The following is a 26,048-nucleotide window of genomic DNA, read 5'->3' as shown; positions in this document are numbered from 1 at the left end:
GTTACGCGGCCCTCGCCAACATCCATTTCATGTTCAGATATGGCCAGATCCGGCCGACGGATTCCCAATCCCAGTTCTGCGACGCCGTCAAGCGGCCGACTACCTTTCGCAGTGGCGCTTCGTCGACGAATTCGGCAAATGCCGGGACCTTGCGATCGAGCAACTCCGCGGTCCAGCCCGCCAATGGTCCGATTAGCCATTCCGGCATCGGCGAATTGAAACCGACCTTGCGGCGCGCGGTGCGGATGCTTTCGGGCATCAAATTCGCCATCGCTTGCCGCGCCACCACCTTGGTCATGCCATCTGCTGATTTGCTGGTTTCAGGGAGCGCCATCGTATAGGTCACCAGCCGCCAGTCCATGAACGGCATGCGGACCTCGATCCCGTGCGCCATCGAGAGCCGATCGAAATTGCGCAGAATGGTGGGCAGCGTGGTCGAGTGGAACATGCGGTAGAGCCGCCGGTTCAGCGCGCCCCACGTATCAGGCAATTCGTCATCCTCGGCGATCAGCGGCAGCGGCGCAGGCATCGCCATCAGGCCTCCGCGCAGGAAATAGTGTCCCTGGCGCTGGATCATCTGCGCGCGCAGCAGGTCGATGCCGCGCTGCGCCAGCTGCGATCGTGACGCGAGCGCGGCTGCCGCATTGCGGATCCGGAATGCGGCCGATTGGCCTTCCTGAAGGTAGGCCCCCATCAATTCGTCCGCCCCGTGGCCATCAAGGGAGACGGTGACATTCTGGCGCCGGAGCTCGCGATAGATCAGCCATGGCGCACTCGGCAGCCCGATATAGACGTCGTCATTGTCGTCGAGGATCCGGTCGAGGTCGGTGAGCGCATCGGAGCGACCGATCTCGAGAAAGCTTGGCACGACATCGGCCCATGCGGCCGCTTCTTCCGCCATCGGCCGCTCGTCATTGCTGGCGCCGGGAAAGGTCGCGACAAAGGCGTGCCGCCAGGCAGCAGAGTCACGCGGCCCCATGCCCGCCTTCGCATGGGTCGCCATGGCGCAGATCACAGCGGACGAATCGAAGCCGCCGGACAGGCAGGTCCCGATCGGAACGTCGCTGCGCATCCGCAGCGCGACGGAATCCTGAAACAGGTCGCGAAAGCGCTCGACGCGCTCCGTCTCGGTATCCGGAACCGCCGGCAGATGGTCCACGGTCCGCCACCAGCGGCGCACCTGCACACGCCCCTGGCGCAACCACATGCAGTGGCCGCCCTGCAGGCGGCGCAGTTGCGCAAACAGCGTCCGCTCGCTGCCTTCGATTCCGAACGGGTCAAGCAACAGCCGACGCGCCACGTCGACATCGAGCGACGTCTCGACCAGCCCGCTCCGCGCCAGCGCGCGCTGTTCGGACGCGAACACGAACCGCTCGGATGACAACGCATACAGCATCGGCTTGATGCCGAAGCGATCGCGCGCCAGGAACAGATCATCCGTGGCCGTGTCGTAGATCGCCAGCGCCCACATGCCGTTGAAGCGCAGCAGCATGTCCTCGCCCCATGCCTGCCAGGCGGCAAGGATCACTTCGGTATCGGACTGGCTGCGGAAGACCGCGCCCTTCGCCTCGAGCTCCCGGCGCAATTCGAGGAAATTGTAGATCTCGCCGTTGTAGACGATCACATGGCGGCCATCGCCTGACACCATCGGCTGATAGCCGCCCTCACCGGGATCAATGATGGCGAGCCGACGATGGCCGAAGGCGACGTTTCGCTTGGCATTGAACCAGGTGCCCTCGCCGAACGGACCGCGATGCGCGATCAAATTGGTGAGCCGCGAGATATCGGCCGGCTCCACGGGAGCGCCGCGCAGATTGACGATGCCTGCGATGCCGCACATGTCTAGATGGCCTTGAAGGGCAGGAAGCGACTGCTGATGACGCGGAGATCCCGCCAGCACACGGCGCGATAGGGACCGAGCTGCGAGGCGGCGACGGCGGCGACAAAGATCGCCGCCGCCGACACGCCGTAGAGCGACACCACATACCACCATGACGGCGCGTGGTCGAATGACGCGTGGCCGAGCTGCGAACGCAGCGCCAGCGCGATGGCTACTCCCGTGCCGAGCGGAATCAATACGAAATGCAACATCCGTGACCACATACCTGAAAGGCGGAAGGTTCGCCGCAGCAACAGCACGGTGATCACCATCTGGGCGACCATCCCGACGCAGGAGCTCCAACCGGCCGCCTCCCAGCCGAAATACGGCAGCGCGACGGCGCTGGTCGCCAGCGTGAAGATGCCCGTGACGAGCGAGATCAGCGCGTTGGAACTGGAGCGGCCCTGCGACAGCAGATAGAACGCAAACACATTGGCGCTGGACCCCAATATTCCGCTGATCGCGAGTACCACCAGAACCAGCTGGGCCTCGGCGGCGACCTCGGCGCCGGTCCATCGCTGCAGCAATGCGCCTGCGACCGGGATCAGGCCGCCCAGCGCGCTCGCGGCAAGCACATTGAGAATCCAGGACGAGCGCAGCAGGAGGTCGACCTTGCGATCGTCATCTTCCCTCTGCAGGGTGCTGAAGAACGGGAACAAGATCTCGCCGATCTTCAGCACACCGATATAGACCGCCTCCTCCAGCCGCTGCGCGACGCTGTAGAAGCCGACGAATTGCGGCTGCAGCAGCGCGCCGAGCAGATAGCGGTCCGCCTGGCCTGCGAACAGCGCGCCGCTTTGCGCCGCGACCTGCCAACCGCCAAGCTTGACCAGCGCACGCAGCGCACCGCGATCGAGCGCCGGCCGTGCCAGCCAGTCACTGATGGCGTGGCGCGACCAGGCGAACGCCATCACGAGATTTGTTGCAAAGCCCAAGGCCTGACAGCCAATGAAGGTCGAGGCGCGCGGTGCGTGCGGGATCAGCAGCAGCATCGACATCGTCGTCACCACCGTGCCCGTGATGCTGATCGAGGCGATCCGCCGATAATCCTGACGCGCCGTGAACAGCGAGAGGAAGACGGCGAACAGGCACTGGAACAGCCAACCGGCACCGGCCAATGCGAAGGCGAGCCCGAGGTCGTCGGCGGCAGGGCCGCCGAGGTGGAATCCCAGCCGTGCGAGCGGCGCGCCGGCACAGGCAAGCAACGCCGCGATCAGGCCGCCAAGGACGATGGCAAGCGCGAGAGCGGTCGCGAAAAATCGCCGCGCCAGGTCGCGATCGGACGGTTCCAACCTTTGCGCGAGCTCGCGCGCCGTCGAGAGACCAAGCGCATTGCTGAACATCAGCGCCGGCGCGACACAGGCCGTCACCAGACCCGCAACACCGAACGCGGCGAGACCGAGCCGGAAAATCACGAACGGCAGGATCGCGAGGTTCAGCAGCACCGCGACCGCGAAGGCGGTCGCGTTCCATGCCGAGTTACCGAGCAAATGGGATGGACCCTTTTTCACCGCCATGCCCGCTTTCGGTCCACCGCTCCGATACGCCTCAAGTGCCTCTTCCGTAAGGGCAAAACCCATTCGGCATGGTGACGGGCTAGCAGCCGGCGCAGTGATTGTCGAGGGTTGGCGGACGGCGGGGACGTGTGGGGCCAGGCCAGGACCGCAAAATACAGGAGCCGAACTTCCCGGAACCATGGCTGGTTGTTTCCGGCCCTGTTTGTGATCCGGGTAACAGTTGGAAAGACCTGCCAAATTGTCTATGGCAGATGGGCTCAAGCCCCTGGGCAGCCCGCCCAACAAGAGGTGTCTCAATGCCCTTTCCCCGCGCATCCCAAGCCCTGTCCCGTTTCACCGTGCTGGATTTGACCCGGGTCCGGTCTGGGCCGACCTGCGTGCGCCAGCTCGCCGATTGGGGCGCCAATGTCGTCAAGATCGATGCGCTTCTGGAGGACGGCAGTGGCGAGCAGCCGGGCGGCCCGCGCGGCGGGTCCGATTTCCAGAACCTGCATCGCAACAAGCGCGCCATGACGTTGAACCTCAAGGACCCCAAGGGGCTCGAGGTGTTCAAGCGGCTGGCCGAACAGGCTGATGTCGTGGTCGAAAACTTCCGGCCGGACGTCAAGGCCAAGCTCGGCATCGATTACGAGAGCATCCGCAAGATCAACCCGCGGATCGTCTATGGCAGCATCTCCGGGTTCGGTCAGGACGGCCCGTATCACAAGCGCCCGGGCTTCGATCAGATCGCCCAAGGCATGGGCGGGCTGATGTCGGTGACCGGCGCACCCGGCGGCGGACCGATGCGGGTCGGCATTCCCGTGGCCGACCTCACCGCGGGCCTGTTCTGTGCGATCGGCATCCTCACGGCGCTGCTGGAACGCGACGTATCCGGCGAAGGCCAGTGGGTGCAGACCTCGCTGCTGCAGGCCCAGATCTTCATGCTGGATTTCCAGGCCGCACGCTGGCTGATGGAAAAGGAAGTGGCCAAGCAGGCCGGCAACAACCATCCGACCTCGATCCCGACCGGCGTGTTCAAGACCTCCGACGGCTACATCAACATCGCCACAACAGGCGGGCGGATCTGGGAGCGCTGCGCGCAGGCGATCGGCGCGCCCGAGCTGATCACCGACCCCGACTACGCGACGGCCCCGGCGCGCTCGAAGAACCGCGACGCGCTGAATGCGAGGATCGGCGCGCTGACCGAGAAGAAATCGACCGAGACCTGGGTGCAGGAGCTGAACGCCGCCGGCGTGCCGTGCGGGCCGATCTACTCGATCGACCAGATGTTCGAGGATGCCCAGGTCAAGCATCTCGGCATGGCCCAGCACGTACCCAATGACGAGAACCGGCAGATCCAGCTGGTCAGCCAGCCGGTGACGCTGTCGCGGACGCCGAGCAGGATGGCCGCCCGCCCGCCGGAGTTCGGCGAGCAGACCGAGGAGCTGCTGGCCGAATTCGGCTTCGGCAAGGATGAGATCGCCGAGCTCCGTCAGCGCAAGGTGGTTTGACGGTATCAAGCCACCAACGCCCTAGCGGTTCGAGGTCGCCAGAATCCCGGACCGCGACTACGCCCGTGCAGGCCGCAACATTCGTCCGAGCCCGACGAACGCCTTGTCGATCACCGGCCAGAACAGCAGCACGATCGCCAGTGTCGTGATGGTTCCGACCAGGCCGTTTGACCAGAACACCTTCATGTCGCCGCCGGAGCCGATCATCGAGAGGCGGAACGCATCCTCGGCGCGGTTGCCGAGCACCAATGCCAGGGTGAACGGCGCGAGCGGGATCCCGATCTTCTTGAAGACGTAGCCGACGACGCCGAAGCCCAGCATCAGCCAGATATCGAACATCGCATTCTGGATCGCATAGGCGCCGATCGCGCAGGACACCACGATCATCGGGGCTACGGCCGCGAACGGCACGCGCAGGATCGAGGCGAAGATCGGCACCGTGGTCAGCACCAGCACCAGGCCGACGACATTGCCGAGATACATCGAAGCGATCAGGCCCCAGACGAAATCCTTGTGCTCGACGAACAGCAGCGGCCCCGGGTTGAGGCCCCACACCATCAGGCCGCCGAGCAGGATCGCAGCGGTCCCCGAGCCGGGAATGCCGAGCGCCAGCATCGGCAACAGCGCCGAGGTGCCTGAGGCATGCGCAGCTGTCTCCGGCGCGAATACGCCCTCGATCCGGCCCTTGCCAAAGCTCTCCTGGTCCTTGGCGAAGCGCTTGGCGAGGTTGTAGCCCATGAAGGAGGCCGCGATCGCGCCGCCCGGCGTGATGCCGAGCCAGCAGCCGATCACCGACGAGCGCAGCAGCGTCACCCAGTATTTCGGCAGGTCCTTCCACACCGAGAGCACGACGCGCAGGCTGATGCCGGCGGCGTGTCCGCGCAGCGCGAGGCGCTCCTCCATCGTGAGCAGGATCTCGCTGATGCCGAACAGGCCGATGACCGCGACGAGGAAGTTGATGCCGCGCAAGAGCTCCGCGGAGCCGAACGTCATGCGCAGCTGCCCGGACACCGTATCCATGCCGACGCCGGCGAGCAGCAGCCCGAGCGACATCGAGATGACCGTCTTGTGCTTGGCCTCGCGGCCGAGGCCGACGAAGGAACAGAAGGTCAGGAGATAGACGGCGAAGAATTCCGGCGGGCCGAACCTCAGCGCAAACGACGAGATCATCGGCGCCAGGAAGGTGATCAGCAGCACCGCGACCAGCGAACCGACGAAGGAGGAGGTGAACGCCGCGGTGAGCGCTTCGGCCGCCCTGCCCTGCTGTGCCATCGGATAGCCGTCGAAGGTGGTCGCGACCGACCAGGCTTCGCCCGGGATGTTGAACAGGATCGAGGTGATGGCGCCGCCGAACAGCGCACCCCAGTAGATGCACGACAGCATCACGATGGCGGACGTCGGATCCATCGTGAAGGTGAGCGGCAGCAGGATCGCGACGCCGTTGGGGCCGCCAAGCCCGGGCAGCACGCCGACGAAGATGCCGAGCACCAGTCCGACCATCATCAACAGCAGCGTCTTCCACGTCAAAAGGACGGCAAAGCCGTGCAGCAGGAGACCGAAGGCTTCCATGGTTCGACCCGGTTCGCTAGCGGCCGAGAGCCGCTTCGAGCGGCCCCTTCGGCATGATGACGTCGAACGCGACGTCGAACGTTATGAACATCGCGGCGGTGAAGACGAAGGCGGTCAGCAGCGACTTCCACAGCGCGATCTTGCCGACGAGGCGCATGAAGCCAGCGATCAAGAGAAAGCTCGCGACGTAGAGGCCGAGATATTGGGTGGCGAGGCAGAACAGCAATGTCGGCACGAACACCGCCATCACCCGGCGAAGCTGGGCCCGGGTGACAAAGGTCTCGGCGGCTTCCCGGCGCGAAAGAAAGGCGGCGCCGAGACCATAAAGGCTCGCACCGCCGAGGATGACCGAGAGGTAGAACGGAAAATAGCCCGGCTGCGGCCCGGTCGAGTCCCACGACGCGCCGGTGCGCCAGTTGTCCCAGCCGAGCACTACGGCGAGCGCAAGCAGAAGCAGCGACACGACGACGTCGACGACGCCGGTGCTGACGACCGCCGGCGAGTTATCTTCAGGTGCGGTCGGATCGTCGACGACGATCTCAAGTTCGGTATTGGACATGGATGAGACGGTCTGGGTTGCGAGGGCAACGATTGGGATAGCGTGCAGATGCAACCACCGTCAATGCAGCCTTCAGCTAAACAGTGGAACGTTCGGGAAAGGCGCTCGCAAGTGCAGCACGCTCCGGCTTGAGAACGCCGCGCTCGGTGATCAATCCGGTCACCAGCCGCGCCGGCGTGACGTCGAAGCCGAAATTGGCAACCGACGAGCCGTCCGGAACCACGCGCACGGTCTCGATCCGGCCATCCGCCGTGCGTCCCGTGAGGTGCGTCACCTCGTCGGCCGCGCGCTGCTCGATCGGAATCTGCCTGACGCCGTCATCGATACTAAAGTCGATGGTCGGCGACGGCAGCGCAACATAGAACGGCACGCTGTTGTCGTGGGCCGCGAGCGCTTTCAGATAGGTCCCGATCTTGTTGCAGACGTCGCCATTGGCGGCGACGCGATCGGTCCCGACGATCGCGAGATCGACCATGCGATGCTGCATCAGATGTCCGCCGGTGTTGTCGGGGATCACGGTGTGCGGCACGCCGTGGTGCCCGAGTTCCCAGGCGGTGAGCGAAGCGCCCTGATTGCGCGGACGCGTCTCGTCGACCCAGACGTGGACCGGAATGCCGCGATCGTGCGCCTGGTAGATCGGCGATGTCGCCGTTCCCCAATCCACGGTTGCAAGCCAGCCGGCGTTGCAATGCGTCAGGACGTTCACCACCTCGCCCGGCTTCTTGGTCGCGGCGATCGTCTCGATCAGGCCGAGCCCGTGACGGCCGATCTCGCGGTTGATCTCGACGTCCTCGTCGGCTATCTCGCGCGCGCGGGCATAGGCCGCCTCGGCCCGGGCCGAAGCCGCGAGCGGCGCCAGCGCGCGCTGCATCTCGTCAACGGCCCATTTCAGATTGACCGCGGTCGGCCGGGTCGCCAGCAACATCCTGCCGGCGCGTTCGAGCGCCGCGTCGGATGCATCGGCGCGCATCGCAAGCGCCATGCCATAGGCTGCGGTGGCGCCGATCAGCGGCGCGCCGCGGACCAGCATCGAGCGGATCGCCTCGCCGGCCTCGTCCGCGGTGGTGAGTTTGGCGACGATGAATTCATGCGGCAACCGGCGCTGATCGATCGCGCCGACCGACCAGCCGTCGGGCTCCAGCCAGATGCTGCGAAAATGTCGTCCATCGACTTTCATGCCCTACGCCCTTCGCGTCGCGCGCTCGCTGGAGGACTTCCTGACGACCGCAGCACCCGTCCGGCGACGGCGTCGAGCTTGGCCAGCAGTTGCGGATCCCGGGCTGCGGGCGGCGTGATCAGCGCGGTATCCAGCGCCCGATCCGAACCGACCGGACACGCCTCGTGCTCGCGCGGGAAATCCCGCGCCAGCCGCGCGACCAGCGCCTTTGCCTTCTCGGCGTTCGAATTCAGCACACGGATGATATCCTGCACCGTCACGGCATCATGCGCCGGATGCCAGCAATCGAAATCGGTGACCATCGCCACGCTGGCGTAGCAGATCTCGGCCTCGCGGGCGAGCTTGGCTTCCGGCATGTTGGTCATGCCGATCACCGAATAGCCCTGCGCCTTGTAGGTCAGGCTTTCGGCGAGCGAGGAGAACTGCGGCCCCTCCATGCAGAGGTAGGTGCCGCCGCGGGCGAACGCGATGTCTTCGGCCTCGGCAGCGACGGCGAGATGCCCTGCCAGCAACGGTGACACCGGATGCGCCATCGAGACATGCGCGACGCAGCCCTTGCCGAAGAACGAGCTCTCGCGCTTGTGGGTGCGATCGACGAACTGGTCGACCAATACAAACGTGCCCGGCGGCAGCTCTTCCTTGAACGAGCCGCATGCGGACAGCGCCACCAGGTCGGTGACCCCTGCCCGCTTCAGCACATCGACATTGGCGCGATAGTTGATGTCGGACGGCGACAGCGCGTGTCCATGGCCGTGGCGCGGCAGGAACACGATCGGCAGCCCCGCCATCTCGCCGCGTCGGAGCGGCGCGGACGGCTCGCCCCAGGGGCTTGTGATCGCCTCCTCGCGGACATTTTCCAGGCCCGGCAGATCGTAGATGCCGGAGCCACCGATGATCCCTAACACGGCTTTGGTCATGATCGCTCCTCACGGTCCCGCAACGGCGCCGGAGGGGTGACCCAAGCCCGATCGGGCTCGCCGGACGTTCGGCCATATTGCGGCGCAGTAATCACTGCGCCGCAGCCGCTTGCAAGGCAATTCCAAGCTAACAGGAAAGCAGCCGGCCCAGTCATTCCGGGGCACCCGAAGGGTGAACCCGGAATCTCGAGATTCCCCGATGCGCAATTGCGCATCTGATGTTCGCTGCTTCGCATCGCCCCGGAAGGACGGCGGATCCGCTACTTCGCGACGAACCCTGCCGCGTTCATCAGCGAGGCATTCTGCTTGTCGTCATCCTCGAGGAACTCGACCATGTCCTTGCCAGTGAGGAAGATCGGCTTCAGCGCCTGCTTCTCCATGTAGTCTTTGTATTCCGGCGTTTGCGTCACCTTCTGGAACAGGTCGACATAGAACGCCTGCTGCTCCTGCGTGACCTTGCCCGGCAGGAACATCGCGCGCAGCATCAGATACTGCACGTCAAGCCCCTCCTCCTTGCAGGTCGGGATGTCGTTCCAGGATTGCGTATCGGTGACCTTGGTCTTGTAGGAGATGCGCTCCTTGTCGAACACGCAGAGCGCGCGAACCTGTCCGGCGCGCCAGACTTCGAGGTTCTCGCTGGGATTGTTGACGTTGGACTCGGTGTGGCCGCCGACCAGCTGGGTCGCGGCCTCGCCGCCGGACTTGTACGGCAGGTAGGAGAACTTTGCGCCGGTCTTCTGCTCCAGGAAGACGGTCAGCACGTGATCCTCACGCTTGGAGCCCGTGCCGCCCATCTTGAACGGCGCGCTCGCCGCTTTCGCGGCAGCGATGAACTCCTTCACGGTCTTCGGACCGGAGGCGTTATCCCACAACACGAACTGGTCGAGCGCGATCACCGACACCGGGGTGAGGTCGCGCCAGTTGAACGGAATCTTGGCCGACAGCGGCAGCATGTAGATCAGCGAATAGGCGATCAGCACCTTGTTGGGATCACCCTCGCTGGACTTCATGTACATCAGCGCTTCCGCACCCGACGCGCCGCCCTTCAGCGACACCACCATCGGCTGCTTCATCAGATTGTTCTTCTGGATCGCCGCCTGCATCATGCGCGCCATCTGGTCGGAGGCGCCGCCGGCACCGGCCGCGACCACGATTTCGACCGGCTTGCTCGGCTCCCAGCCGGCAAAGGCCGGCGTGCTCAGCAAGAGGGCCGCGATTGCAGCCGTGGTTTTTACAATCTGTCCCACGTGTTTCTTCCCTATCTATTTGTTCGGCTTGGCAAAACCTGCGAGGTGGCGGGCTCGCGTCATTGTGCCGAGAATGAAGGTGAGTTCAAGCCGCGAACTGCCGCATGGCCTATGACTTTGGAATGAGGTGCGTGCGTCGTTTCGCATAACCGCTTTGCAACAGTCCCGTCATCCTGAGAGGGCGGAACGCGCGTCTCGAAGGATCGACGGCCACCAGCCGGACCATGCATCCTTCGAGGCTCGCTCCGCTCGCACCTCAGGATGACGGGGTGAGTTTTGATTCAACTTTCAAACAGCTTGTTCGCTGTCGTCCCTGCTTTCGCCTTGCGAAAGCAGGGACCCATACTCGGCGGCGGAAGTTGTGAACGAGAACCGTCGCTCCAGCATCGCTCAACAATGGATAACTGTGGTAGCGACGGCACCTGAAGCCGCTGTCACTTGCCCTTGAAGTTGGGCGCGCGCTTGTTGAGGAAGGCGTCCATGCCCTCGCGGAAATCCTCGCTCATATAGGCGCGCAGGATCAGGTCCTCGCCCTCCTCGCGCGACAGCGTGCGGCGGATGCGGCGCACCGCTTCCTTGGTCACTTCGAGCGTGATCGGCGCGTGGCCCGCGACGAGCTTCGCCGTCTCGGTGGCGCGGCGCTGCAACGTCTCCACATCGGGGACGACTTCATTCAACAGCCCGAGCGCCAGCGCTTCCGGCGCCTCGACGAGGCGCGCCTTGAAGATCAGATCCTTGGTCCGCGCCGGACCGATCAGCGACACCAGCCGCGAGATGTTGGACATCGAGAGGCAGTTGCCGAGCGTGCGCGCGATCGGGAAGCCGATCCGCGTCGCCTCCGTGCCGATCCGAATATCGCAGCAGGCGGCGATGCCGGCGCCACCGCCGGTGCAGGCGCCGGCGATCGCCGCGATCACAGGCACGCGGCACTGCTCGAGCGTTCCCAGCACGCGATCGATCCGCGCCTCATAGTCGAGCGCATCCTGCGCCGTCTTGAACGCGCGGAACTGCGAGATGTCGGTGCCCGAGGCGAACGCCTTGTCGCCCGTGCCGGTCATGATCAGCGCCTTGATGGAGTGATCCTGATTGATGTTCTCGCAGATCGCGGCCATCTGCTCGTACATCGCAAAGGTCAGCGCATTGCGCGCCTGCGGCCGGTTGAACGTGATGCGCGCGATCCCGTCCTCGACGGAGTAGATCAGGTCTTCGGTCGAAGTGACGGGCGCGTTCATGTCTCGCTCTTTCTGTTGTTTGCGATTCGGTTTCAGGCGACAGCCTTTTTAAGCGACAGCCTTCGACTGCGCGGCGTCGTGGCCCTTCAGGACCTCCATCGCCGCCAGCACGCCGCCGCCGCGATGCGGCACCTTGGCCAGATCAAGCCCCATCTCGACGCCGGACAGCGTGCCCATCAGCATCAAATCGTTGAAGTGGCCGATATGGCCGATCCGGAACACCTTGCCCTTGACCTTGTTGAGGCCGGTGCCGAGCGACATGTCGAAATTCTCCAGCACGACCTTGCGGAAGTGGTCGGCGTCGTGGCCGTCAGGCACCCGCACCGCGGTCAGCGCCGGCGAGTGTGCGCCCTGCTCCTGGCACTGCGTTTCGAGGCCCCAGACCTTGATCGCCGCGCGGGTCGCCTCGCTGTGGCGCTTGTGGCGGGCGAAGACGTTCTCGAGGCCCTCCTCCTCCAGCATCTTCACGGCCTCGCGCAGGCCGAACAGGAGGTTGGTCGCGGGCGTATAGGGCCAGGTGCCGGCCTTGTTGATGTTGATGACTTCCTGCCAATCCCAATAGGAGCGCATGCCCGGATTGGCCTTGGCCACGGCGAGCGCCTTCTCCGACACGGCGTTGAAGCCGAGGCCGGGCGGCAGCATCAGCCCCTTCTGGGAGCCGGCGATGGAGACATCGATGCCCCAGGCATCATGCTCATATTCCAGCGAGCCGAGGCCGGATATGGTGTCGACCATCAAGAGCGCCGGATGCTTCAGCGTGTCGAGGATCTTGCGGACGTCGCGCGGATAGGTGACGCAGGCGGTCGAGGTCTCGTTATGGACCACGCAGACCGCCTTGATCTTGTGCGCCTTGTCGGCGGACAGCCTGGCCTCGATCTGATCGAGGTCGGCGCCGTGGCGCCAGTCGCCCGCGATGAAATCGACGTCGAGCTTGAACTTGTCCGCAATGCCATGCCACAGCACCGCGAACTGGCCGGTCTCGCACATCAGGACCTTGTCGCCGGGCTGCAGCGTGTTGACGATCGCAGCCTCCCAGGCGCCGGTCCCCGACGACGGGTAGATGATCACGGGCTGCTTGGTGCGGAACACACGCTGCATCGCAGAAAGCACGGCGAAACCGATCTCGGCAAACTCGGGACCGCGATGGTCCATGGTCGGCATATCCATGGCCCGCAGCACCCGGTCCGGCACGTTGGTCGGTCCCGGAATCTGCAGAAAATGCCTTCCAGTATGCACGGTCATGAGCGTCTTTCCCGGTCTCGTCTTGGTCGTGGTGAGCCGCTCGCATATCACCATTCGCCGGGTTTGTCCTAGGCCCGGCGGGGGTCCGTCATGCATATCTGACGGCGCTCCGCCGGGCCGGCAGCGCCTCATTCGGCGGCTACCACCTTGCCCGGCACCACCGATTCGTTCGTCTCCTCGAACGGCCTTTCGGGATGCATCAGAAACGCCGAGAAGCCGCCGACCAGCAGCAGTCCCATCGACATCAGGAACGGCAGGTACCAGTTTCCGGTGGCGTCGATGACGAAGCCGGCGACCAGCGGCGAGACGATGGCCGCGAAAGCCGAGCCGGTGTTCATGATCCCGGCGGCGGTGCCGGAATATTTCGCCGCGATGTCCATCGGGATCGACCACATCGGCCCGATCACGAGTTCGGCGCAGAAGAAGCCGGCCGACAGGCAGAGCGCCACCACCGTGATGTCGTGGACGAACAGGATCGGCATCAGCGACAGCAGCGCGCCGGCGAAGCCCACGACCGTCACGCTGAGTCGCGCCAGCCGTACATTGCCGGTGCGCTCGAGAATGCGATCGGAGATAACGCCGCCGATGCTGTCCCCGACGACGCCGGCAAAGAACACGCCGGATGCGAACAGCGCCGAGTTCTTCAGATCAAGGCTGTAGTTGTTTTTGAAGAACAGCGGCAGCCAGTTGAGATAGAGCCACAGGCACCAGCCGTAGCAGAAATAGGTCAGCGTCACCGGCCACATCCGCTGCAGCAGCGGTCCCCACGGCACCTTCGGCCGCTCGCCTTTCGGCCGCGGCGGCAAGGTCGCAAGCTCGGCCGCGGTGATCGAGCCATGGTCCCGCGGCTCGTTGCGGAAGTACCAGACCCACGCAACGCCCCAGATCAGACTGACAAAGCCAAGCACGACGAACGCGCCGCGCCAGGTAAGCCAGAGGATCAGCAGCGCGACCACCGGCGGAGTGATGGCATTGCCGAGCCGCGCGAATGAATGCGTCAGGCCTTGCGCGAAACCGCGGCGGTTCGCCGGCGTCCAGTACTGCATCGCGCGCGTCGCGGTCGGAAACGTCGCGCCTTCGCCGAACCCCAGCGCGAAACGCGCGACGAACAGCGCGGCAAGGCCATGGACAAAGCCGGTCATGATGGTCGCCGCGGCCCAGATCATGCCGCACCAGAACAAGGTCTGGCGCGGCCCGAAGCGATCGCCGACCCAGCCGCCGATCACCTGGAACAGCAGGTATGGATAGGCAAAGGCCGAGAACACCAGGCCGAGTTCGGTGTTGGACAGGCCGAGCTCCTTCTGGATCTCGCCGGCCGCGGTGCCGATGTTCACCCGGTCCACATAGGTGATGAAATACATCACGCAGAGCATGGCCAACACGACATGGGTGGCCTTGAACCGAAGCCTCATATCCCCTCCCCCGCGATTTTTTTGAGTTTGTTGAGGCGCTGGCTGCTAGGTGCCGACGACTTTCAGATGCGGCGGTGTATTGCGCTGGTCGCGCTGTTCGAGAAGCTTCATCGCCGCCTCGACGCCGCCCGAGCGGTGCGGCACACCGGCGACCGACAATCCCATCTCGACTCCGGTCAGCGCGCCAAGCAGCGTCAGCTCGTTGCACTCGCCGAGATGACCGATGCGGAACACCTTGCCTGCGACCTTCGACAGGCCGGCACCGAGCGACATGTTGAAATTGTCGAGCACGACCTTGCGGAACTGATCGGCATCATGTCCGGGCGGCATCATCACCGCGGTCAGCACCGGCGAGAATTCCGAGGGCTCCTGGCACAGCACCTCGAGCCCCCACTGATTGACGGCGGCGCGCGTGGCGGCGGCCAGCCGCAGATGGCGGGCGAACACGTTGTCGAGCCCCTCCTCCAGCAACATCGCGATCGCCTCGCGCAGCCCGTAGAGCAGATTCGTCGCCGGCGTATAGGGGAAGAAGCCCTTGGCGTTCGGCTTCAGCATTTCCTCCCAGTCGAAATAAGAGCGCGGCATCTTATTGGTGCGCGACGCGGCGCGCGCCTTCTCCGAGATGGCGTTGAAGCCAAGGCCGGGCGGCAGCATGAAGCCCTTCTGCGAGCAGCTGACGCTGACGTCGACCTTCCACTCGTCGTGCCGGTAATCGACCGAGCCGAGTGAGGAAATGGTGTCGACCATCAGGAGCGCCGGATGCGCGGTGCGGTCGATGGCAGTACGGATGTCCGCGATCCGGCTGGTCGCACCGGTCGAGGTCTCGTTGTGGACGACCATCACCGCCTTGATGCTGTGCGCGGTGTCGGCGGCAAGCCTTGCTTCGATCTGGGCGGGGTCCGCGCCGCGGCGCCAGTCGCCGGGTATGAAATCCACCTCGATGCCGAACCGGCCGGCCATCTGCCGCCACAGTGTGGCGAAGTGGCCGGTCTCGACCATCAGGACCGTGTCGCCCGGCGACAGGGTGTTGACGATCGCGGCCTCCCAGGCGCCGGTCCCGGACGACGGGAAGATCACCACCGGACCCCTGGTCTGAAACACCTTCTGGCTGCCCTCGAGGACGGCACCGCCGAGCGCGGCGAATTCGGCGCTGCGGTGGTCGATGACCGGCATATCCATCGCGCGAAGAATGCGATCCGGGACTGGGCTCGGCCCTGGAATCTGCAGAAAATGACGCCCTTGATGCATGAGAACCTCCCAATCGCCGGATTTCGGCTCCTCAGCGAGCTATTTTGCATTCATTTTTTGTCTTTTCAATCCAATTTTGGTATTCGATCGAGAGCATCGACGCGACCGCGCCGGCAAATTATTGTTCAGAATATGAAATCCGCGATTCCTGAAGCCGGGGTTCCAATCACCCCGCCCGCCGCCGGCAATGGCAGCGACCGCCAGGAGGCCTCGCTTCACGGCGAAATCCTGCTGCGACTCCGCGACTATGTGGTGGAGGGCAACATTCCCGAGGGCGCCCGCGTTCCCGAGCGGCAGCTCTGCGAGATGCTGGGGATCTCAAGGACGCCGCTGCGCGAAGCGCTCAAGGTGCTGGCCGCCGAGGGCCTGATCGAGCTCTTGCCCAACCGCGGCGCGCGGGTGCGCCGGCTCAGCCCGCGCGACCTCGAGGAACTGTTCGACGTCGTGGCCGGGCTCGAGAGCCTCGCCGGACGGCTGGCATGCGAGATCATCACCGACGAGGAAATCGTCGCGATCGAGCGGCTGCATTACGAGATGTACGGCCATTATCTGCACCGCGACATGCACGGCTATTTCCAGACCAACCAGCAAATCCACGAGAGCATCGTTGCGGCCGCACGCAACGAGACGCTGAAGGCGACCTACGCCAACTTCGCCGGCCGGATCCGCCGCGTGCGCTATTCCGCCAATTTCGCCCGCAAGCGGCAGCGTTGGGCCGAGGCGATGCGCGAGCACGAGGCGATCCTCGATGCGCTGCGCCGGCGTGCGGCAAGCGAGCTCAGCGACATCCTGTTCCAGCACCTGCGCAACAAGCGGGCCGCCGCCATCGATCACCTCGCGGAGGGGCCGGACAGCGGCCTGGAGACGACGCCCCAGAACGACTAAAGGGGCCAGCTCAAGGATGATTGGAGGGCAGCCATCCTTGCCCATTATGAATTCATAATGTAATTCTCACGTCGAGAGAATGCATAATCCATGAGCAATCAACGTGGCGTCATGGATCACATCGGATCTGGGATGAAGAACGCCTCCTCGCTCGAACAGCGCCTGCGGTCCGAACTGGCCGGCGACGTTTTTTTCGACGCCTTCAACCGCGGCCGCTACGCGACCGACGCCTCGTTCTACCAGATCATGCCGGCCGGCGTGGTGGTGCCGCGAACCGTCGACGAGGCATTGCGGGCGCTTGCGATTGTCCGCGACGCCGGGCGGATCGTCACCCCGCGCGGCGGCGGCACCTCGCAATGCGGCCAGACCGTCAATGACGGCATCGTGGTCGACCTGTCCAAGCACCTGAATCGGGTCCTCTCGCTCGACGTCGAGCATCGGACCTGCGTGGTCGAGCCCGGCATCGTGCTCGACGATCTCAACCGCCAGCTCAGGAAGCACGGGCTGTGGTTTCCGGTCGACGTCTCGACCGCATCGCGCGCCACGATCGGCGGCATGGCCGGCAACAATTCCTGCGGCGGCCGTTCGCTGCGCTACGGCACGATGCGCGACAACACGCTGTCGATGGATGCCGCGCTCGCCGACGGCACGCTGCTGCATTTCGGCGAGGTGCCGCGCGACCTGACGCGGGTCAATTCGTCCGACAACGGACTGAAGCTGTTTCGCGACATGCTCGATCTCGGCGAGCGCGAGGCGCTCGAGATCGCCGACAAATTCCCCAAGGTGCAGCGCCGCGTCGGTGGCTATAACCTCGACGCGCTGGTGCCACGCAACGCGCCGAACAATCTGGCGCATCTGTTGGTTGGCTCGGAAGGCACCCTCGCCTTCACGACCCAGGTCGAACTCAAGCTGTGGCCTGCGATCCGCAACAAGGCGCTCGGCGTCTGCCATTTCGGCAGCTTCTACGAGGCGATGGACGCGGCCCAGCATCTGGTCAAGCTGCGACCCATTGCCGTGGAGCTGGTCGACCGCACCATGATCGAACTCGGCCGCGAGATCGCGATGTTCCAGCCGATCATCTCGGCAGCCGTGCGCGGCGATCCGGACGCCATCCTGGTGGTTGAGTTCGCCGAGGAAGACCAGGCCGACAATCTCGCCCGCCTCAGGCAGCTCGGCGAGCTGATGGGTGATCTCGGCTTCGGCTGGGACAAGCCGCAGCGCAAATGGGGCGGCGTGGTCGAGATCGTCGAGCCCGCGCTGCAGACTGGCATCGCTGATTTCCGCGCCGCCGGCCTCAACGTCATGATGTCGATGAAGCAGGAGGGCAAGCCGGTCTCGTTCGTCGAGGACTGCGCGGTGCCGCTGCCGCATCTCGCCGATTACACCGAGCGGCTCAATGCCGTGTTCGCCAGGCACGGCACCCGCGGCACGATGTATGCGCATGCCTCCGAAGGCTGCCTGCATGTACGCCCGGTGCTCAATCTCAAGCTCGAGAAGGACGTCAAGGCCATGCGCGCCATTGCCGAGGAAGCCTTCGCGATGGTGCGCGAATACAAGGGCTCGCATTCGGGCGAGCACGGCGACGGCCTGGTGCGCTCGGAATTCCACGAAGCGATGTTCGGGCAGCGCATCGTGGCCGATTTCCGCGAGGTCAAGCAGCGCTTCGATCCGACCAACACGCTCAACCCGGGCAAGATCGTCGATCCGCCCAGGATGGACGACCGTTCGCTGTTTCGTTTTTCGCCGGATTATCGCGTCGGCGAATTGAAGACGGTGCTGGACTGGTCGGCCTATCCCGGCGCCGGCGGCGGCTTCCAGGGTGCCGTCGAGATGTGCAACAACAACGGCGCCTGCCGGAAGCTCGAAGGCGGCGTGATGTGCCCGTCGTATCGTGCCACGCGCAATGAGAAGGACGTCACCCGCGGCCGCGCCAATACGTTGCGGCTCGCGATCTCAGGCCAGCTGGGTGCGGACGCGCTCGCCTCCGACGAGATGATGGAGACGCTAAAACTCTGCGTTTCCTGCAAGGCGTGCCGCCATGAATGCCCGACCGGCGTCGACATGGCCAAGATGAAGATCGAGGTGCTGGCGGCGCGCGCGGCGACGCACGGCCTGTCGCTGCGCGACCGGCTGGTCGGCTATCTGCCGCGCTATGTCGATCTCGCCTCGCGCTTTGCGCCGATCGCCAACTGGCGTAACCGCAGCCCGCTGCTGCGCGCGCTGTTCGAGAAACTCGCCGGGATCAGCGCCAAGCGCGCGTTGCCGGAATTTCGCCGCGACACCTTCCGGCCGGACGCCGAGGTGCTGGGTCCAGCCGACGGCCGCGAAGTGGTGTTGTTCGCCGATACGTTCAACCGCGGCTATGAGCGGGAAAATCTCGACGCCGCGATCGAAGTGCTTGTCGCCGGCGGCTATCGCGTGCATCTGCCGAGGCCATCGGACGGCGGGCGGCCGTCGTGCTGCGGGCGAACGTTCCTGTCGGCCGGACTGGTTGAGCAGGCTCGCGCCGAGCTTGACCGGCTGGTTGCGACCTATGTCCCGTTCGCGGCCCGCGGCGTGCCGATCATTGGTCTCGAGCCAAGCTGCCTGCTGACCCTGCGCGACGAGCTGCTGTCGCTGCGTTCGGATGAGGCCGCCAAGACCGTCAGCGCGCACGCGCTGCTGTTCGAGGAATTTCTGGTGCGCGAGGCCGAGGCCGGGCGGCTCGCTTTGCCGCTCGGCGCGGTCGCCGGCAAGGCCGTGGTGCACGGTCATTGCCACCAAAAATCCTTCGGCGCGTTCAAGCCGGTGGAGAAGGTGCTGCGCCTGGTACCGGGCCTCGACGTCAAGACCATCGAGTCGAGCTGCTGCGGCATGGCCGGCGCGTTCGGCTACGGCGCAGACACCTATCAGGCCTCGATCGAGATGGCCGAGCTGTCGCTACTGCCAACGGTTCGCAGCGCCGATCCGGACACCCTGATCGTGGCCGACGGCACCTCCTGTCGGCACCAGATCAAGGACGGCAGCGGGCGCACGCCGCTGCATGTCGCCAGCGTATTGGCGATGAGCCTGAAACGTGCGAAATCGCAATCCGATCAATCATTGCCGACAAAGGAAAAGGCCCATGGCTGAGCTCACTCTCGAAACTGCCCGCAAGATTCTGGATGCCGCGCTGGCCAAGGGGGTCGAGAAGAAGTTCAAGCCGCTGGTCGTCACCATCCTCGACGCGCGCGGCGCGGTGAAGGTGACGGCGGCACAGGACGGCACCAGCCTGATGCGGGCCGAGATCGCCCATGGCAAGGCCTATGGCGCGCTGGCGCTCGGGATGGGATCGCGGGCGCTGTTTCAGCGCGCCCAGGAGCAGGCCTATTTCGTCGACGCCGTGAACACGCTGGCGCAGGGCCGGATGGTGCCGGTCCCCGGCGGTGTCCTGATCATGGACGGCACTACCCTGCTCGGCGCCGTCGGCGTCAGCGGCGACACGTCAGACAACGACGAGATATGCGCCGTGGCCGGCATCGAAGCTGCCGGCCTGAAGGCCCATATCGGATGACAACAACTGTTTGGTCTTCGCCGCTCTCGCCGCTTGGTTCAAACAAGTACAGCTTCAATTACAGGACGATGATCGACCGGATCGTCAATCCGGTTCCACGGGAGAAGTCCTCCTGGTGCCGGGAACTCTCCGCGCACCAATGACCTATCCACAGGGCTGCGATGCCGGGCTCGATCCGATCGGATAGACTTGCGAGCTATCAAACAAGCTCAATATTCTCACACGGCCCAATATGACCGTTCAACCGACTCTTGCCGAGATCGCCGGCATGCTGGAGCAGTCACCCGATTACCGGGTGCTGCGGCGGCTGGTTCCCCGCTCCGAATTTGCTCCAAGCGACGGGCAATCGACCAAGATCGCAATCCTGCTCGATGTCGAAACCACCGGACTAGATACGGCCAAAGACGAGATCATCGAGCTCGGGATGGTCAAGTTCACCTATCTTTCCGACGGAAGGACCGGCCGGGTCATCGATACTTTCAGTTGCTTCAATCAGCCGTCGATCGCAATTCCCATCGAGATCACGGCGCTGACCGGTATCACCGACGAGATGGTCAAGGACCACGGCCTCGATGAGGAGCGCATCAACGCCTTCGTCTCCGATGCGGTCGTGGTCATCGCCCACAATGCCGGCTTCGATCGCAAGTTCATGGAGCGCTATGCACCCCTGTTGACGCAGAAGGCCTGGGCCTGCTCGGTGAGCGAGGTCGAATGGCGCGGCCTTGGCTTCGAGGGATCGCGCCTGTCCTATCTCCTGATGAAAGCCGGGCTATTTCACGAGGCGCACCGGGCGGTCGACGATTGCCTGGCGCTGCTCGAAATCCTCGCCATGACCCTGCCCCAGCTCGATCGCACCGTGCTCTCCGTGCTGCTCGAGCGAGCCCGCCGCAAGACGATCCGGGTCTGGGCTGAGCAGTCGCCGTTCGAGCTCAAGGACGAGCTCAAGCGCCGCGGCTATCGCTGGAGCGACGGCGCCGATGGCCGGCCGCGGTCCTGGTACATTGACGTCGATGAGCCCAATCAGACAGCCGAGATCGAATATCTGCAGAGCACGATCTATCAAAGGGAAGTTGAGGTGCGGATCCAGACACTCACCGCATTCGACCGCTTTTCGGCGAGGGCATAGGGCGCTTTCGAGCGCAAAGAAAACGCTCCAGCCCGAACGTTGACCATGTGGGAGTTATCAGGCGAAACGCTATCGGATACCCTTCCAGGGGCCGCCGTCGCCTTGGGTGGCAGCAACGGCTTCGGTCGATGTCCGGCGCGCAACGGGCTTCGCTGCTGGAGGGCGTGCCGGGGTGGCAGGAGCCACCGACTGCGAAAGATCCGTCAGTGCCAACATAAGGCCCCGCAAGCTCGCCATTATCGTGATGGGCTTGCCAACTCGCTCGAACACGATCGTGGCGCGGTCCTCACGTCCCAGCAACGAGATCAAAGCGGCGTCCGCGGGAAACGTTGCGGCACATAGCGCCTGGTCGCAGATCAGCGGCTTGACGACGCGCGCGAAGCCGCCAAAGGAGACCGTGACACCGACCTCCGCACTGCTGTCGCGTGGCAGCATGATCAGCGCCATCGATCGTCCATCCTTGGTGAGCGCGATACGCCAGTTCAATCGCGCGGCATCACCGTGCGAGATCGTTTCCAGATAGCAGATGCGCCGGGCGTTGCGGACCTCATCGCAAACCTGGATCCAATCGAGGAAAGGCCTGATCGTGCGGGTGTAGTCGCCCGCCGCGGCCGATTTTCCTGGCGCGAAGACGCTCGCCCACTCGAATCCAAGCGAAGTTGCCTTTGTCGGCTCGGATACAATGCTGGCAGGGGCCGCTCCAGTCAGGCTCGAAGGCCGGGGTGCAGGGTCGGACGCGATCGCCGCCGACAAGCCGGCCAAGGCCAATGGCAAGAGCCAAGCAGCAACACGAGGCAAGCGTGATCTGGGCATGGCTTGTTTCCGGATTGATGGCGGCGGATTCGAGCGACAATGGTGCTGCGCCGAGGAGGTCAGAATCTGACGCCGATTGAGCCGGAAGCTCCAACGTCGCCCGTGTCCGGCGTGTAGGACACACTTGCCTTGAGGCGCACCGCATCACTCGCGCGGTAGGCAAGGCCTCCCGCCAACGAGACCGAGTCCCGGAAAGCGCCGACCGCGATTGCTACGGAGCGGTCGCCTTTGGCCTCATCCGAGAACGCAAGTCCCGCCGCTGCCATCGCTGCCGAACCAGCCGCTCGCGCGCGCCGGTCCACCGCGGCCACCTTTCGATCTGTATACATCCGGTCTTCAATGCCCAGCGCGGCGAGACCATCATTCAGTTGCTTCAGGTTAGTCGCATCGTTCGCCGCGGTACCCGCGGCCACATTGTGCAGTGCTACAGCGCCGGGAGAGCCGCCCTGCAAAGTTACCGAATTCAGGCGATGACCGTCTGCTGCGACGTCATATCGGATGCTGTTCACAGACGCAGCATTCAAGGCAGAGGCGACGTCATGATAGGTGCTCCCGAGGATCGTATACGAGGGCTGCGACACGGTTCCGTCGGAATTGACGTGCGAGCCCCCGCCAAGCCAGGTCGCGACCGAATCGGCTGACCGGTACAGCTGCTGCCCCGTGAGCGCATCAGACGATTGCGCTGAGACAATGCCATTTGTGATGCCCGTCAAGGTCCGACGGCCGTCGCTGCCGGTCAGATCGACGAGCTTGCCACCCGTCTTGGCAGCTATGGTCACGGCCGCTGTTGGGTCCCTCTGCCGGACCAGCCCGACCGCGCCGCTTCCGATGTCGTTGATCATGGAGGAGCTCATCGTGGCAATCTGCTGCTCGATCGCTTCGAGCGCGCCGCCGACATTGGTGGAGGGCATTCCGTTCACGAGTGTCGAAAAGTGAGTAACCTGTCCGGTCGTGGGGTCAAAGATGGCCCCTCCTCCGAAGGTCGAAGCTGTCGATCTGCCGAGATTATCATTATTGGACGTGACAATGTCCTTTGGACTTGGAGGTTGGATCACCGGCTGCGGCGTCGAAACCGGCTGCGGGGCCGGGACCGGTTGTGCAGTCGCGGGTGGGGCCGGCACCGGCACCGGCTTCTGTTCGGTGCAGTCCAGTTCGCCGCCCATCGCCTTCCACTGCTGCCTGAGCTGGTCTGTACAGCCGCCGGGCGGCCGAAATTTCTGCACTGCCGGTGTTACCACGCCGTGTTGGACCTGCGCCATTGCCGGTGCAGAATGCCAAATAGCCACCCCCGACAGGAACAGGGCGGATCCCAATACCGGTCTCAACATGTCACGATCTCCTTTCGCGTGAAGAATTACAAATGCGGCTGAGCTCGGCGCACATGGCCGCGAAGTCACGTCGCCGAGCGCTCGCGCTCTACAGCGCGGCGCGGCCTTGACCGCTCATGTGATGGGCAGTTCGCCAAGCAGCTCGTGCGCCATAAGCAATTGCGAAACGTTTGGGGTTATCCGTCGAACCGCAGCGCACTTGATCGATCCGGCGATCGACCATTCAGTTTGAGCGTCGCCTCGACGATTGACGCGTGCGCGATTGAGAGAAATCGCAGGATTGAGCGCGGGACACATCGTCCGCGCGCCGCGCGAGATCGCTTCCAAGCTAAGTGAATAGAACTCATCGCCATCCTCACTGAAAAGGGCAAGGAATGCCCTTCGATGGGGATGATTAGAGAGAGCAGAATTTTACTGATTGCAACGAGACGCCGATGTCGGTCGTAGATTGGCGTAGAAAGAGAAGCGATTGGCAGGCCGGTCGATTCAATATCGGCAATACCGCTTTTAGGCCGAGCATTGGCCGTCCGAACTCAAGAGCAAACGTAAGCACCCCTCGAGGACCTCGTATCAGTCATCGTCGGACGCCGCATGCCGTAGGTTTGCTCAAGCTGATAGTTATAGCTCAGCACCAATCTCCTCGGCGCGAGCGAGCGGGTCGACGACGACTTCATGCACGGTCCCGATTTCGTGGACACGCGGTCCCGTCACGGTCAACCTCAGAAGGATTATCTCGACCGCCTCGGCCTCACCAATGATCCCGGGCAAGCGTTTCGTGCCGCTCGCCGCAATGGCTTTGCATCCGGTACGATACGCGGATCGGCCGAGCAAATGCTCGTCGACCACTTTGATGATTTCGCAGCGCTCGGCTTTCAGTGCCGCCGCCATCGCAACGGCCGCGGTGTCGCTGCCGCCCCGACCGAGCGTGGTGATTCCCTGATCGCCGGGTTAACACTCAGCGCGCTCTTTGCGTCATCCCGCAATCTTAAGGGAATGTCGCTGCTTGTATGCTCGTGGCCGCATTCTGACCGGCGCGGTAGATGCGGCCCTGTCTTGGCCAGCATCTCCGCAAACGTCCGGCCACTGAGGTTCGCCTCACCCATGATTCCTCTTCGGGACCCGCCCCTTCCCCTAACCACCTTTCGGGCATTAACGCCCACGGCTAGCAAGATGATAGGCTGAACGCCCGCATGTGCAGCCAAACGGATTTGGCACCGGTTCCGTCGACGGAAAATCGTTACAGCCGAATTAGCTCAGTGGCAGAAATTCGCGGAGCGGCTGCGGGTCACCGCGCGCGCCCCAGCCAATCCGGCTCTACCAGAACCGGCCCCTCGACACCAGCGCTCCGACGCATCGCGGCCAGCGCCTCGTCGCAACGATGCAAGAAGCCTGCAAGCGCCATGCTGCTCCCCAGCGGATGCGGAGCCGCGATGCGCTCAAGTGGCCATCCGGCACGCCGCAAGATACGCTCCAGCCTGGTGTCCGTGACGGTTACAATAGCCTCGGCATTCGCGATTTGCAGGTACTCGATCATCGCGGCGAACAGCATGAGGGTCGCACGATTGAGACCGTTCCGCGCAAGCTCGCCCGCCTGATTGGCGTCAATGCAATACCGAGAGCTCTCGAGCACCTTCTCGTTGCGCGGCGCCGGCCGACCACCGAGCAGATCAGGAAACGTGTCGGCGAGCATTGTCGGGCCGGTGGTCGGAAGCAGCCGAACACTTCCCACAACGTTACGCTGTTCCGATATGCACAGCAGATAGACGGGCTTGAGCACATCGTAAATATCGAGCTCAAACTCGCCTGACACGGAGACATTCCAATCAAGGCGATCTTTGAACACACGCCGACGCAACCGGAACATCGCCTTCAGAAGATCGAGATGCTGGCCAAACCGGGAACAACTTAGCGCAATAACGTACATGGGTGACCTCCTGCTTGACGGGAGCGGTCACCAAATCAAAGCGTCGCAGCGGCTTCGCCTGTCGAATTTTGCGGGTCGAGGCCATGGAAATGACGTCGCGGCGAACCGGAGCATGGGTGCAACGGCCAGCAAACATGGGTCCTGACTGCGAACAGGTACATCAATAACCTCGGTCACCACCGAGCGGTGGTAGCCGGCGAGCTCGATCAGGGCAACAGGCCCCGGCGCAGCGCTTCCGCCACGCATTGCGCGATCGATGCTGCGTCAAGTTTGCGGCGCGCGTTTTCGAGATGGAAGACCACGGTGCGCGGCGCCGTCCCGACCAGCAACGCTATGTCGGCGACGGTCTTTCCCCGCGACGCCCATGCGAGACACTGCCGCTCGCGCAGCGTCAAAACCGTCTTGATGAGCGGTGCCTCGGCGCCAACAGTGAGCTTCGCCGTCACGTGGGTATCGAAATAGAGCCCAACGAGCTGAATGACGTCCCGGACTTCCGCAATCAATTGCTCGCTTTGGGCAGCCGATTCGCCGGTTGCGAGCGTAAATGCGGCCATTCGTCCGAAGCCGCCTCTGATCGGCACCGTGACGCCAGAGTTGATGCCAAACGTCATGGCTTCATCGAAGAACCGGCGCTGCTCGGGCGTACCCATTGCCTGCGGGCTCCCGCCTCCCCAGTTAAAGACATCATGCTCGCGGCGCGCCCGCCGCACCACCGGATCCAGATCCTGATAACGAAGATCGAAATACCGCCCGGTCCAGGATTTCGGATAAGAGGAGATCAGCGTCGGTACATTGTCGGTCAAGCGCAGATAGGCGAACCATTCGAAACCCAACCGCTCCGTGATCCGCCTCGCGACACACTCGAAGTCGGCCGCGCCATTGGCCATCTGGATGGCGTCGACGAACTCCTGAAACCAATGCTCTATCCGCCTCATGGTTTGCGGCTCGTAT

General features: G+C 64.1%; 20 protein-coding genes and 1 pseudogene. 5 read left to right on the top strand and 16 right to left on the bottom strand.

Annotated elements, in window-relative coordinates; genetic code table 11:
* Nucleotide 1: 1 nt before the first annotated feature.
* The gene (gene asnB, locus Q2M23_RS21195; RefSeq protein ID WP_316396900.1) at nucleotides 2–1,840 is read right to left on the bottom strand and encodes an asparagine synthase (glutamine-hydrolyzing); all 1,839 of its coding nucleotides are present in this window, start codon (nucleotides 1,838–1,840) and stop codon (nucleotides 2–4) included.
* Nucleotides 1,841–1,842: 2 nt separating this feature from the next.
* A complete protein-coding gene (locus Q2M23_RS21190; RefSeq protein WP_316396899.1) occupies nucleotides 1,843–3,396 on the bottom strand; it encodes a lipopolysaccharide biosynthesis protein in 1,554 nt (517 codons plus the stop codon).
* 296 nt (nucleotides 3,397–3,692) lie between these two features.
* On the opposite strand from Q2M23_RS21190, the gene Q2M23_RS21185 reads away from it, so the two are divergent.
* Entirely contained in the window at nucleotides 3,693–4,886 is a 1,194-nt protein-coding gene (locus Q2M23_RS21185) for a CoA transferase (protein ID WP_316396898.1), read from the top strand.
* A gap of 57 nt (nucleotides 4,887–4,943) precedes the next feature.
* Here the strand turns inward: Q2M23_RS21185 and Q2M23_RS21180 are convergent, their stop codons facing one another.
* The 9 genes from Q2M23_RS21180 to Q2M23_RS21140 form a co-directional block, all read right to left on the bottom strand.
* Nucleotides 4,944–6,455, bottom strand: a complete 1,512-nt coding sequence (locus Q2M23_RS21180; protein WP_038380818.1) for a tripartite tricarboxylate transporter permease — start codon at nucleotides 6,453–6,455, stop codon at nucleotides 4,944–4,946.
* A gap of 16 nt (nucleotides 6,456–6,471) precedes the next feature.
* The gene (locus Q2M23_RS21175; protein ID WP_229158109.1) at nucleotides 6,472–7,014 is read right to left on the bottom strand and encodes a tripartite tricarboxylate transporter TctB family protein; all 543 of its coding nucleotides are present in this window, start codon (nucleotides 7,012–7,014) and stop codon (nucleotides 6,472–6,474) included.
* A gap of 76 nt (nucleotides 7,015–7,090) precedes the next feature.
* On the bottom strand, nucleotides 7,091–8,191 hold the full coding sequence (gene mtnA, locus Q2M23_RS21170) for an S-methyl-5-thioribose-1-phosphate isomerase (protein ID WP_316396897.1): 1,101 nt from the start codon (nucleotides 8,189–8,191) through the stop codon (nucleotides 7,091–7,093).
* Nucleotides 8,188–9,108: an S-methyl-5'-thioadenosine phosphorylase gene (locus Q2M23_RS21165; protein WP_316396896.1), complete on the bottom strand. Its 921-nt coding sequence runs from the start codon at nucleotides 9,106–9,108 to the stop codon at nucleotides 8,188–8,190. The genes mtnA and Q2M23_RS21165 overlap by 4 nt, the downstream gene beginning before the upstream one ends.
* Nucleotides 9,109–9,368: 260 nt before the next feature.
* The gene (locus Q2M23_RS21160; RefSeq protein ID WP_410469748.1) at nucleotides 9,369–10,346 is read right to left on the bottom strand and encodes a Bug family tripartite tricarboxylate transporter substrate binding protein; all 978 of its coding nucleotides are present in this window, start codon (nucleotides 10,344–10,346) and stop codon (nucleotides 9,369–9,371) included.
* 443 nt (nucleotides 10,347–10,789) lie between these two features.
* Nucleotides 10,790–11,587: an enoyl-CoA hydratase/isomerase family protein gene (locus tag Q2M23_RS21155; protein ID WP_168858734.1), complete on the bottom strand. Its 798-nt coding sequence runs from the start codon at nucleotides 11,585–11,587 to the stop codon at nucleotides 10,790–10,792.
* Nucleotides 11,588–11,635: 48 nt separating this feature from the next.
* On the bottom strand, nucleotides 11,636–12,829 hold the full coding sequence (locus Q2M23_RS21150) for a pyridoxal-phosphate-dependent aminotransferase family protein (RefSeq protein WP_316396894.1): 1,194 nt from the start codon (nucleotides 12,827–12,829) through the stop codon (nucleotides 11,636–11,638).
* A gap of 128 nt (nucleotides 12,830–12,957) precedes the next feature.
* Nucleotides 12,958–14,241: an MFS transporter gene (locus tag Q2M23_RS21145; protein WP_168858736.1), complete on the bottom strand. Its 1,284-nt coding sequence runs from the start codon at nucleotides 14,239–14,241 to the stop codon at nucleotides 12,958–12,960.
* 45 nt (nucleotides 14,242–14,286) lie between these two features.
* Nucleotides 14,287–15,489: an alanine--glyoxylate aminotransferase family protein gene (locus tag Q2M23_RS21140; RefSeq protein WP_316396893.1), complete on the bottom strand. Its 1,203-nt coding sequence runs from the start codon at nucleotides 15,487–15,489 to the stop codon at nucleotides 14,287–14,289.
* A 132-nt stretch (nucleotides 15,490–15,621) separates the two neighbouring features.
* On the opposite strand from Q2M23_RS21140, the gene Q2M23_RS21135 reads away from it, so the two are divergent.
* The 4 genes from Q2M23_RS21135 to Q2M23_RS21120 all read left to right on the top strand — a co-directional run bounded on the left by Q2M23_RS21135 (nucleotide 15,622) and on the right by Q2M23_RS21120 (nucleotide 21,032).
* Complete coding sequence (locus Q2M23_RS21135; RefSeq protein ID WP_316396892.1) at nucleotides 15,622–16,374, top strand: GntR family transcriptional regulator; 753 nt, start codon at nucleotides 15,622–15,624, stop codon at nucleotides 16,372–16,374.
* 132 nt (nucleotides 16,375–16,506) lie between these two features.
* Nucleotides 16,507–19,485 carry an FAD-binding and (Fe-S)-binding domain-containing protein gene (locus Q2M23_RS21130; RefSeq protein WP_316396929.1) on the top strand — a complete coding sequence of 993 codons (2,979 nt, stop codon included), beginning with the start codon at nucleotides 16,507–16,509 and terminating at the stop codon, nucleotides 19,483–19,485.
* Entirely contained in the window at nucleotides 19,478–19,906 is a 429-nt protein-coding gene (locus Q2M23_RS21125) for a heme-binding protein (RefSeq protein WP_316396891.1), read from the top strand. The genes Q2M23_RS21130 and Q2M23_RS21125 overlap by 8 nt, the downstream gene beginning before the upstream one ends.
* Before the next feature lie 232 nt (nucleotides 19,907–20,138).
* A complete protein-coding gene (locus Q2M23_RS21120; protein WP_316396890.1) occupies nucleotides 20,139–21,032 on the top strand; it encodes a 3'-5' exonuclease in 894 nt (297 codons plus the stop codon).
* 69 nt (nucleotides 21,033–21,101) lie between these two features.
* Here Q2M23_RS21120 and Q2M23_RS21115 read toward each other — a convergent pair whose 3' ends face one another.
* The 5 genes and pseudogenes from Q2M23_RS21115 to Q2M23_RS21095 form a co-directional block, all read right to left on the bottom strand.
* Nucleotides 21,102–21,845, bottom strand: a complete 744-nt coding sequence (locus tag Q2M23_RS21115) for an invasion associated locus B family protein (protein ID WP_316396889.1) — start codon at nucleotides 21,843–21,845, stop codon at nucleotides 21,102–21,104.
* Nucleotides 21,846–21,904: 59 nt separating this feature from the next.
* A complete protein-coding gene (locus Q2M23_RS21110; protein WP_316396888.1) occupies nucleotides 21,905–23,173 on the bottom strand; it encodes a YadA-like family protein in 1,269 nt (422 codons plus the stop codon).
* A gap of 776 nt (nucleotides 23,174–23,949) precedes the next feature.
* Nucleotides 23,950–24,121, bottom strand: a pseudogene (locus Q2M23_RS44050) (aspartate kinase); the annotation flags it as partial.
* Nucleotides 24,122–24,458: 337 nt separating this feature from the next.
* Nucleotides 24,459–25,097 (bottom strand): acyl-homoserine-lactone synthase, encoded by a 639-nt coding sequence (locus Q2M23_RS21100; protein WP_316396886.1) that lies wholly within the window; start codon nucleotides 25,095–25,097, stop codon nucleotides 24,459–24,461.
* Nucleotides 25,098–25,303: 206 nt separating this feature from the next.
* A complete protein-coding gene (locus Q2M23_RS21095; protein ID WP_316396885.1) occupies nucleotides 25,304–26,032 on the bottom strand; it encodes an autoinducer binding domain-containing protein in 729 nt (242 codons plus the stop codon).
* Nucleotides 26,033–26,048 lie beyond the last annotated feature (16 nt).

This window comes from Bradyrhizobium sp. 33ap4 (genome assembly GCF_032654765.1).
GTDB classification, from domain to species: domain Bacteria; phylum Pseudomonadota; class Alphaproteobacteria; order Rhizobiales; family Xanthobacteraceae; genus Bradyrhizobium; species Bradyrhizobium australafricanum.
The sequence above is the reverse complement of the archived record's forward strand: the minus strand, read 5'-3'. Positions and strand labels throughout refer to the sequence as shown.